Origin of the sequence: Bacillus cereus group sp. N24 (genome assembly GCF_016483345.1) — a bacterium.
Classification (GTDB): Bacteria; Bacillota; Bacilli; order Bacillales; family Bacillaceae_G; genus Bacillus_A; species Bacillus_A toyonensis.
This window is the reverse complement of the sequence record NZ_JAEHCA010000020.1, coordinates 86,352-94,195: the sequence shown is the minus strand read 5'-3', so window position 1 is coordinate 94,195 and position 7,844 is coordinate 86,352. Positions and strand designations below refer to the sequence as shown.

The window sequence follows — 7,844 nt, the reverse complement described above, 5'->3', positions numbered from 1 at the left end:
CTTTCTCATTAACATAAGAAAATAGTAACGTGCTTTTAACTTCAAAAATAGTCTAAATCCTTAAGTTGATGGATGTGTGGCGTTACCCCATGACCATCAACTTAAGAAAACAAGTTACCCCCAAAAAGATAAAAACAAATTTCAGGTCGATAAAAACACAAAATTTCCATTTAGAGAGTACTTTAAAATCTTAGCTTGATGGACATGGGGATGTTTTGCTAGCTTGATAGCAAAGCATCCCCTTATATATAAGGTTTTTCACTAAAATAGGTCGCCAGTCATTACAGTCATAAACTCCTTAAAAAACTGTTCATAATTCATTTGTATTGCAATCCTATGTTTGGGACGATTACCGAATGTTTCTGGTTCAAAAGTAGATCTAAAATCTCCTATACTTTGTCCTCTTACAGTATCAAATGCATTAACCGTCACTGCTGATTGATGGTACGTAAAAATATCATCACGATTAATCGCAATCAAAGTGAGCGCATCATGAACCGGGCTACCTTGTATTCCAGGAACTTTTTTTGATAAAATTGATAATAGTAATAGTCTAAAAGAGGCTTTAAAAACTTAGTTTTTCCTTTAGAGTGAATATAATTGACCATTTCTGGTGTTACGATAGCCGATTGTGTAACATTCAAAGGATAAATTGATAGATTCTTTGCGTATCTCATTACAATATTGGCCGCTACAGGATCGCCATAAAAGTTAGCTTCGGCAATGGGAGTAACATTTCCTGGATATAGAAAAGCTCCTCCCATAATATAATAAGAATGTACATATTTCATCACATCTCCATAAAGGAGAAATAAAGTTGCAAGTGAAGTTAACCTTCCGGTATTCACGATAATAAGTTCATTTTTATACTGCTTAATAAGTGTGAGAACCTCAAAAAAATTTTCAAATGTTTGAAGCTCTAGTCCTGGGTAAATGGGACCTATCCCAAATTTACCGTGAACTTCTGGATAAAAAGTTTCAGCTTCTGAAGACATGGAATGCTCCGCCCCACCAAAAACTTTTATATATTCTTTTCCTACACTTTTAAGTAAAAAGCGAACATTTCTAACAACTTCAGCTTTAGGTACGTTCCCATAGTCTGCAACAATTCCTATAACCTCAATTTTATCTGTCAAATGCGCATATATGATAGCTATCGTATCGTCAATTCCGAAATCTCCAAAAAACAGTACTTTTTTCCCCATGCAATGTTACTCCTTAATTTTACTAGTTTTTAAAACAGATTATAATTATGTATCGTAGTATAAGATTGTTCCCATGTCTTTTTGTAGTACTTTGTATGAATGAATTCATCTAGTTAACATACACTTTCGTTAATAATGAACAAATTCCTTTTGTATGAAATGAAATAGTATGTAATTACTAATCTTAACGTGTTTTTTCTGATACCCTATGCTCATCAAGTCGCCCTCAAAATGAATAAAATACGTTATTCTTTCTGTAGAATCATAGGAAAGGATGGCGTTTTTTATGTCTGTTTCTGTGTCTGACGAATTACAATTATTTGCTCAAGAGATTCAAAGTTTTTTATCTCCAAATATCTTACAAAATTTTGCTAGAGATGTTGGTTTTGTACAACGAACCAGTAAGTGCCAAGCAAAAGATTTAGTAGCTTTATGTGTATGGATGAGCCAAAATGTAGCTATGACTTCTTTAACTCAGTTATCTAGCTGTTTAGAAGCATCAACAGCAGTACTCATCAGTCCTGAGGGACTGAATCAACGATTTAATAAGGCGGCCGTCCAATTTTTACAACACCTACTAGCCGAACTACTAAGCAAAAAATTGGCCGCATCTATGCCGATTTCTTCTCCATACACTTCTGTTTTCAAGCGTATTCGTATTTTAGATTCAACTACATTTCAACTCCCGGATGTATTTTCATCGGTTTATCCAGGTGCAGGAGGATGCAGCCATACAGCTGGGATAAAAATTCAACTTGAGTATGATTTGTTAAGTGGACAGTTCCTACATATTCATACAGGTCCAGGTAAACAACATGATCGCACTTACGGCTCTCTGTGTGCCCCAACTGTGACAGCGAATGATTTATGTATCCGAGATTTAGGTTATTTTCATTTAAAAGACCTTCAATATATACAAGATAAAAAGGCCTACTATATCTCTCGTATCAAGTCGAATACACGTATGTATCAAAAAATCCTAACCTTGATTATTTTCAAGATGGAAGAATTAAGAAGGGTACAGGGTATATACAGATAGATCTAGAGACATTAATGAACTCCCTTCAACCAGGACAAACATGTGAAATAGCTGATGCTTATGTAGGAATGATTGATAAAGCACCAGCTCGTGTAATTGTTCATCGATTAACAAAACAACAGCAACAAAAACGATTACAAGATCAAGCTGTAAGAGAAAAAAAGAAAGGAATGAAGTATTCTTCTCGTAGTAAACGGCTCAGTGGTATCAATGTATATATGACAAACACCCCTACAAATATTGTCCCAATGGGACAGGTACATGACTGGTATTCTTTGCGTTGGCAAATCGGCGTGTCCAGATAAGGACACATTATCTAGTTGGTGAAAGTCCAATCGGGAGAATAGACTCCACTCCCGTAGCCTGAGAGGCGCCATGAAGTGAGAGCGACATGGCGAAGCCCTCTGACATCACATGCAAAAGGCATGTGGGCAAATCTCCAGGTTGTAACGTACAGTGAACGTAGATGTAGCCTCGTTACACGCAATTCCGGTGGCTGAGACGGTCGATAACGTGCGAAAGCAATAAGAACTGACCGAAACGAGTCTGGAACGGCAGTTCTCACCGGCGACATGGAGAGAAAGATAATGTGGAAACTGGAGAAGCCCTCGACACCCGATGAAGAAATCTCATCGAGGAGACCGCCTCTATAACCGCGATCGGGAAGTGAGAACGGTAGGTGTCAGGGTGGCGGAACGGATCGTAGTACCAGAGATCTGCGTGCAGCAAAACGCGCGGGGAGGAAAGGATCCGAACCTGTAAACATTTCGTATGACTAAAGGAGGCAAGGGTGCCATGACAAAAACACCCATCACTTTGCAGGAACTAAGGCAACGAATCTATCGAAAGGCGAAGTCTGAACCTATGCACCGGTTTTGGGGGCTATTTACCCACATTACCAAAATGACAACCCTTCACGAAGCATATCAACAGGCGAGGAAAAACAACGGTGCCCCAGGCACTGATGGAAAAAGTTTTGCTGATATAGAACTAGAAGGAGTTATCCCATTCTTAACGGGTATTCAAGAGGAATTGCAAGCTGGAATTTACCGACCACAAGCCAATCGAAAAGTAGAAATCCCAAAGGCAAACGGCAAAATGCGAACTCTGCAAATTCCGTGTATACGAGATCGTGTAGTACAAGGAGCGCTAAAACTTATATTAGAAGCAATTTTTGAAGCTGATTTCTGTCCAAACTCGTATGGGTTTCGGCCGAAACGCTCTCCACATCAGGCATTGGCAGAAGTACGACGCAGTATATTGCGCCGTATGACCATGATAATTGATGTTGATTTGTCACGCTACTTTGATACAATTCGACACAACATATTATTGGAGAAAATCGCGAAACGTGTCCAAGACCCACAGGTTATGCATCTTGTAAAACAGGTAATTAAGGTAACAGGTAAGATCGGTGTCCCGCAAGGGGGGCCATTTTCTCCACTAGCCGCAAACATTTACCTCAATGAAGTGGATTGGACATTTGATGCCATTCGACGCAAAACAGCTGAGGGCAATTACGAAGCTGTAAACTATCACCGTTTTGCCGACGATATAGTTATCGCTGTAAGCGGACACTCCAGTAAAAGTGGATGGGCTGAACTGGCATTACGACGACTGTGGGAACAGTTAAAGCCTTTGGGAGTTGAACTGAATTTGGAGAAGACTCAGATGGTCAATGTCCTAAAAGGAGAATCCTTCGGATTTTTAGGATTTGACCTGAGACGAATACCGAACCGATTCCGGGTTGGGAACTCTAGTCAAGCTTTCAGTGAAGTACGTGATTATACGGAGATGAAAATTCGCACACTGTTAACGAGAAGGAAACGACGACGAAAGCGTAGCATCGGATGGCAGAGATGGAGTAACGAATATCTCTATGGTGTACTGGGGCTTTACTGGGACTGGAAAATCCTTCCCCTAAAAAATGCAGAGAGTTTCCGCTGAAAGTGTCTGCCATTTGATAGGTCTCATAACCCTTTTGATGAAGTTTATGGGGTGAGCTGCTTGAGGGAAAACCTCACGAGCAGTTCTTATGGGGAGAGGCTGGAAACGGGTCACAACTGATACCGCGCCAGTCTTTTACCCGACAAATTTTATTTAAAACGTGGAAGTCATTCTTTCAAATTCATCATTGTAAAAAGATAAAACTAGAACGCTTGGAGTGCCATTTATATGGTCAATTGATTGCCATTCTACTCTGTTTTTCTATCATGTTTCAAATACGCCAATTGCTCCTCATAAAGAAAAAACGAGAGCTTAGTGAGTATAAAGCCATATATATGATTAAAGACTATTTTCTTCTTCTATTCCAAACTATACAAAAAAACACCCAAGAGCTATCAAAGGTGTTACTTCGCCTGTTCAATCTCCTACAGCAAAACGGGCGGAAATCTCATCGATATGAGAAAAAAACAGTCTTTAATATATTAGGTGTCGTTTACAACTGTACCCTGTTTGATAATCAAGCCGCTTAATTCAAAAAAGTGAAACCCGTTAGGGTTTATTTCGTATGCAAATCTTTCAATCACCTATACTTGCCCTTTAGGAAAAAGAAACAATCTCGTCTAAAATTGACTTTGCATAAGCTTAGCTTGATAGCGATGGGGTAGTACCAGCAAAACGCGGTAAACATACGTTAAGACAAATACTGTAAATAATCGTAACCAAAAACGAAGGTTTATGGCGAAAAGTTCCCTTAGCGTATGTGTTCCGCGTAATGTTGGCGGGACCCAATAGAGGAATGAACGTAGAAAAATATATTTATAGAAAATGTATTTTTACTAGATACACATAAAAAAGACAAGCATAAACTATATTATGTTTTGGTATAATCTCCTTATTTTTGAAAAAGGCTCAGATCTTAATAATGGATTTGAGCTTTCTTATTTTATAATCAAAGAGGTTTTTCTCCATTGCAAAGAGAAATTCGATAGGTATGGATATGTAGCCAAGCCAAACATACCAAAAACGAGAGACTAGTCTAAGTAGTACGACTTAGACTAGTTTCTCGTTTCACTTCACCTCAATTTTTAATACTTACACCCAAAAACAAGAAGAATTACATGAAAATACATACTAAAAGAGCGCTGTCAAGGAGCTCTTCGTAAGTGAATTGAAATTAGGTTGGTTTCTAAAGTAATAATTTTATTACTCTAGATTACAGCATATTTTTCAAATTAATAAAATGTGCAAGTGAAATTGAATGAAGCACATTTTAATGTTTTTTTATATCATCATCCCCTAATTATCATATATATATAATATATTTGAAATTAATTTTAAAGGAGGAGTATGTTATATGACACAATTGGAGGAACTAGAAAAAGATTTAAATCAAATGAATCTAGATTTAAAAGCTATTCAACATGATGTGAAAAATTTAGAAGCAAGAATAATAGTAACTGAAAGGGATGTTTTAACTATTAATAAACACTTAGATAAAATTAGTGCAAATACTACATGGATTTTACGATTGATCATAAGTGCATTGTTAACAGGAGTACTTGGTTTATTGATGAGAAACATGTTATAAGAAAATACAAATTCTAAACATATACGTTTCAAATTTACAATAAGATATTGCAAACTTGAAACGTATATGTTGCATCAACTATGTAGCATATATCGAGTGTAATGTTTATAAATGTTTTTTTAATTATTCAGTGAAGAAGGAGCATTGTTTACAGTATTTGACTTGACCAACTGTACTACACCCCAAACCCTCTTGGCATTGAACAAACGATTGTTTGTTCCTGCCAACCGGCGAGGGAGCCCCTCAAGGGGTAACACCCCACATCCATCAACTTAAGCATTTAGGCTATTCTTAAAGTTAAAAACAAGTTAATATTCTCTTATATTAATGAGAAGGGATGACGTACTTTTTGAATATGCATCAAAGACAAGAATTGTCTTTATTTGCTGAAGAGTCATATCGATATATGTTTTTCGTTATAAGTAATCAATTAGCTACAGAAGTAGGCATCTGGAAATAATTCCAAAAATATTCAAAATAATGTATAATTAAGATATTTAAATGCTATTAAAAGGAGATGAGTTTTTGGAATTAGATAAATCAAGAGATAATATAGCTATAAGAGGTAAACGGGGATTACATTTTATTCTTGCTTCAATAATTATTTGGAGTTCTATCTTAATAGTATGGCTACTTCCGATAAAAGAGATATTAACAAAGAATTTATTAACATTTTGTTTTACTGCATCGCTTCTGCCAATTGCTTTTGTAATATCTAAATTAATTAAAGCAGAATTTTCAACTAAAGATAATCCGTTAAACACTTTAGGAATAATATTTTCTTGTAATCAACTTCTATATATTTTAATTGCAATGTGGATTTATCAAGCAGTTCCTGAAAAAATGGTTATGGTATTAGCCATAATATTTGGAGCACATTTATTACCTTTTGGGTGGCTATATAAATCTAAAGCATACTTTGTAATGGCTATAGTTGTTTCTTTAACATCTTTGATAGTAGGAATCATTTTTAGTCCGGTCATAGTGTCAATCGTTATGATATCTTTAGAAATTATATTCTCTATCTGGTTAATTTTTGAGATTAAGGCTTCAGGAAATAGAGTATAGCGTATCAGTTAGGTTCTATTCAATAAATATTGAGGTTGCTATTATACCATTATTTTATATTAAATATAGTTTTAAATTATTAAGAGTTCCTACTATTCTTAAAACAAAAAGCACGTTACTATTCTCTTATATTAATGAGAAAGGGTGACGTGCTTTTTATGAATATGAATCAAAAACAAGAATTATCTTTATTCGCCGAAGAGTTATATCGATATATGGGTTCTGTTGCAAAGTTTCAACAGCATAAACAGGTGTTGATGAATGGTGGAACCATTTAGGCAGTGATTAATAATTTGTGTAATTCATTATACGCTGAAAAACCGAAGTCTGAGCCAAGGCTTCGGTTTCTTTTATATAGAGCATGAATGGTTTCGATTCCTTTTATCGTACGTGAAGCATGCCGAAGGTTTTGAAATCCTGCGGATTTGGCAAAACGCCTCTTGACATGCCTATGATCTTGTTCGATGAGATTGTTCAAATGTTTGATTGTACAATGCGTTGTATTTGAATAAAAACCTTGTTTTCTTAATTTCTTAAATGCGCAAAGTAATGCCGGCGCTTTGTCTGTTGTTAGAGCCGTTGGTTCGCCAAATGTTTTCACTAATCTTTTCATAAAGCTATAAGCAGTCTGATAATCACGTTTTTTACGAAGTTGAATATCCAATGTATGCCCGTCTTTATCTATTGCACGATATAAATAACACCATTTTCCTTTGACTTTTATATAGGTTTCATCTAGCTTCCAAGATAATTGGACGTTTTTATTTTTTTCTTCCAAATTTGATAGATAAGGTTTCCATATTCATGAACCCAGCGCATGATAGTTGTTGGGTGAACTGAGGTTCCACGTTCTTTTAAAATTTCAGAGACATCACGATAACTTAAAGAAAAACGACAGTAGTAGCCGACGGCTACCAAAATAATATCTTTCTTGAACTGTTTTCCTTTAAAATATCGCATTTGTGTTTCTCCTTACTCTTTTTTGTAAAGTGTAGTC

General features: G+C 36.0%; 4 protein-coding genes and 3 pseudogenes. 5 read left to right on the top strand and 2 right to left on the bottom strand.

What is annotated here, in order from left to right; genetic code table 11:
* Nucleotides 1-261 precede the first annotated feature (261 nt).
* Nucleotides 262-1,205: pseudogene (locus JDS95_RS23355) on the bottom strand (nucleoside hydrolase).
* 286 nt (nucleotides 1,206-1,491) lie between these two features.
* Between JDS95_RS23355 and JDS95_RS23350 the strand changes: the two are divergent.
* The 5 genes and pseudogenes from JDS95_RS23350 to JDS95_RS23330 form a co-directional block, all read left to right on the top strand.
* Nucleotides 1,492-2,540, top strand: a pseudogene (locus JDS95_RS23350) (IS4 family transposase); the annotation flags it as partial.
* Between the two features lie 499 nt (nucleotides 2,541-3,039).
* Complete coding sequence (locus JDS95_RS23345; protein ID WP_000169369.1) at nucleotides 3,040-4,191, top strand: reverse transcriptase domain-containing protein; 1,152 nt, start codon at nucleotides 3,040-3,042, stop codon at nucleotides 4,189-4,191.
* A 143-nt stretch (nucleotides 4,192-4,334) separates the two neighbouring features.
* Nucleotides 4,335-4,721 (top strand): annotated as a pseudogene (locus JDS95_RS23340) (IS4 family transposase); the annotation flags it as partial.
* An 824-nt stretch (nucleotides 4,722-5,545) separates the two neighbouring features.
* Entirely contained in the window at nucleotides 5,546-5,779 is a 234-nt protein-coding gene (locus JDS95_RS23335) for a hemolysin XhlA family protein (protein ID WP_000192598.1), read from the top strand.
* Between the two features lie 525 nt (nucleotides 5,780-6,304).
* Nucleotides 6,305-6,847, top strand: coding sequence for a DUF7010 family protein (locus tag JDS95_RS23330; RefSeq protein WP_000417896.1), 543 nt, complete (start codon nucleotides 6,305-6,307; stop codon nucleotides 6,845-6,847).
* Nucleotides 6,848-7,121: 274 nt separating this feature from the next.
* Here JDS95_RS23330 and JDS95_RS23325 read toward each other — a convergent pair.
* Nucleotides 7,122-7,807, bottom strand: a protein-coding gene (locus JDS95_RS23325) for an IS6 family transposase (RefSeq protein ID WP_134853390.1) whose coding sequence is annotated in 2 segments (ribosomal slippage) — nucleotides 7,122-7,594 and nucleotides 7,594-7,807 — 687 coding nt in all. Because the reading frame shifts where the segments join, the coding sequence is not laid out codon by codon here.
* Nucleotides 7,808-7,844: the final 37 nt, after the last annotated feature.

Bases quoted from the DNA above. Each gene is read 5' to 3' on its own strand.
- JDS95_RS23345 (WP_000169369.1), top strand. From the start codon at position 3,040: ATGACAAAAACACCCATCACTTTGCAGGAACTAAGGCAACGAATCTAT.
- JDS95_RS23335 (WP_000192598.1), top strand. From the start codon at position 5,546: ATGACACAATTGGAGGAACTAGAAAAAGATTTAAATCAAATGAATCTA.